This window comes from Companilactobacillus kedongensis (assembly GCF_003946625.1).
Classification (GTDB): domain Bacteria; phylum Bacillota; class Bacilli; order Lactobacillales; family Lactobacillaceae; genus Companilactobacillus; species Companilactobacillus kedongensis.
In genome coordinates this window covers 1-1,887 of record NZ_RHOR01000032.1, presented here as the reverse complement: position 1 = coordinate 1,887, position 1,887 = coordinate 1, and the positions used below count along the sequence as shown (strand labels likewise).

1 protein-coding gene and 1 rRNA gene are annotated in these 1,887 nt (G+C 31.7%); both read right to left on the bottom strand.

Annotation, left to right across the window (positions count from 1 at the left end; translation table 11 throughout):
- Positions 1-745 precede the first annotated feature (745 nt).
- Positions 746-1,249, bottom strand: coding sequence for a DUF4234 domain-containing protein (locus tag EKM60_RS11040; RefSeq protein ID WP_125715379.1), 504 nt, complete (start codon positions 1,247-1,249; stop codon positions 746-748).
- A gap of 543 nt (positions 1,250-1,792) precedes the next feature.
- Positions 1,793-1,887 (bottom strand): 5S ribosomal RNA (rrf, locus tag EKM60_RS11035); the annotation flags it as partial.

The window sequence follows — 1,887 nt, the reverse complement described above, 5'->3', positions numbered from 1 at the left end:
GACAAGTTAATGTCAACAACTTTTTAAAATAATTATTTGAAGGTAAAGATGAAAGGAACTCATCAATACGTTGTCGCCGTTGCTCTGTCGCAACAACAGGTAATATATTACTAGTTAAGTAACACCTTTGCAAGTACTTTTGTAAAAAAAGTTAAATTAATTCAAAGGGCACTTATTTATCTTACATATCAAGATATCTAGCAATTAAAATTATAGTATAAATTATAAGCGTTGTCATTACATTTGCCTAATTAATTCAAGAATACTTCGATAGCTTTATTATCAGCGAGTATTACTTGCCAATTAAAAGTACACCAACTCTTTGATATTAGGAATAAAACAAAATACAAATTTCAATTTTAAATCATCGTATACCTAATATGCTATACAGCTTTCAATCAACTTAGATAAACTAACAAACACCTTTTAATGCATACTCTAATACCATTCATGATATCTATGCATCCAAATATCGAACTGCAAAAAATGAACTAGAATTTATCGACACTAAAATGCCAATCTCAAATCACCAACATTAGAATATCAATTAAGCAATTCGTTACCTCAAGGAATAGAGTTGCATTAACTATTATAAAGATCTATAGACAGAACGGACATATTAAAATCAAAAATCGTTAAATACTGCTATTCCCGATAGAATGATGACCAAGAGTTTACTACCTCCTATCTCACTGTATATAAAAGCCCGACAACCGGAGTAAACATCCAAATGTCGGGCATACAATTATTTAGAAATACTATTCTTTAGTTCGGTGATTGAACCATCATTTGATAATGATCTATATTGATTATAAGCAGAATACCAATTCCCATCACTTACCGATTTTCTTAAGTCATCATACTTACTATCTGAGAAAACCTCTTTTGCGACTTTTTTAGAATCAGCTGATGATAAGGCCGTATTTTCATGTAATGTTTTTGCTGCTTTAGATTGATCACCTGCTGATTTCATAATATCTGACATTCTAGTGTTCTTTAAATTCTTAGATACCTCGGAAACTTTTTTATCATGTTGAGGATCACCGTTTCTTGTTGATTCCACCTTCTTGACTAGCTCATCCTTAACCAGCCTATCTGATGTGGTATCATTCCCACCACTAATGGTTCTAACAGCATTGTTTAACGGAAAGAAAAATACAACACCAATGATCATTAAGACAAAAAATGTCACCAATGTGATAATGATCGCTTTTTTATGAGATTTCTTTTTATATCGAGTTTGACGCATATTATTAATTACCTCTTTAGATTAATAAGCCAATGATAACATCATTTTAAAAGACGGCTCCATATTAGTTTGACATAGTATCAATAACGAATTTTATGTCTCAACTACTTTCCCTCGTGAATATTATTTGAAACAAATGCATATCGATACGCTCCTCATTTTCATAATTTCAGTAATGGATCAATTAAGCTAGAGAAGGATCTACCCAGAATTTTAATATTCAATTGAAATAAAACATCACTTTATCTTGATAAATTATAAGGTACAGCTGTTGTATACAAATCTGAAATCAATCAAGAAATAATTTTACCCTAAAGGTTAATTTTTTGATCAGGACGTAAGTGCATCAATATGATGTACAAAGTATCAGTTTGATCTAACTAGTTAAAAATTACAATACACCAAGTCAAAAGATTTCTATTTCAAATATCAGTAGTAGTCGCTTTGATACAAAAAAACACCTAGACCATGGTTATAGTCTAAGTGCTTAATCCAAAAAGAGGGCAAAAAAAAGGAAGGACGTTTGTCCTTCCTTTTAGAATTGCGTGGCAACTACCTATCCTCGCGGGTAGTTTCCCACCAACTACTTTCGGCGTTAAGAAGCTTAACTTCTGTGTTCGGCATGGGAACAGGTGTAT